Here is a 263-nt window from a genome sequence, read left to right as displayed (position 1 = left end):
GTCTTGCCGCGGTCGATCTCGAAGCTGACGCCATCGACCGCGTTCAGCAACTGTTTCGGCTTGCGTTCGAGCACGCGATTGAGCCAGGGCGGCGAGACGTCGAAGGTCTTGGCGAGATCGCGCACCTCGACCAGCGGCACGCCCAGCGTGCGGAAGAAGCGCACCACGTCCGGCGGAATCGGTGCCGCGCCGGTCAGCGCGACCTTCACGCGGCGCAGGCCGATGAAGTTCTGCAGCGCGCGCAGCACCAGCCAGTAGCTCAC

1 pseudogene is annotated in these 263 nt (G+C 67.3%); it reads right to left on the bottom strand.

What is annotated here, in order from left to right:
- A pseudogene (locus CVH10_RS26940) lies at nt 1–263 on the bottom strand (hypothetical protein); the annotation flags it as partial.

The sequence above is a fragment of the Halomonas sp. ND22Bw genome (assembly GCF_003011945.1).
In the GTDB taxonomy this organism is placed as follows: Bacteria; Pseudomonadota; Gammaproteobacteria; order Pseudomonadales; family Halomonadaceae; genus Halomonas; species Halomonas halophila.
Note: the sequence above shows the minus strand (reverse complement) of the source record. Positions and strands in the feature narration are given on the sequence as shown.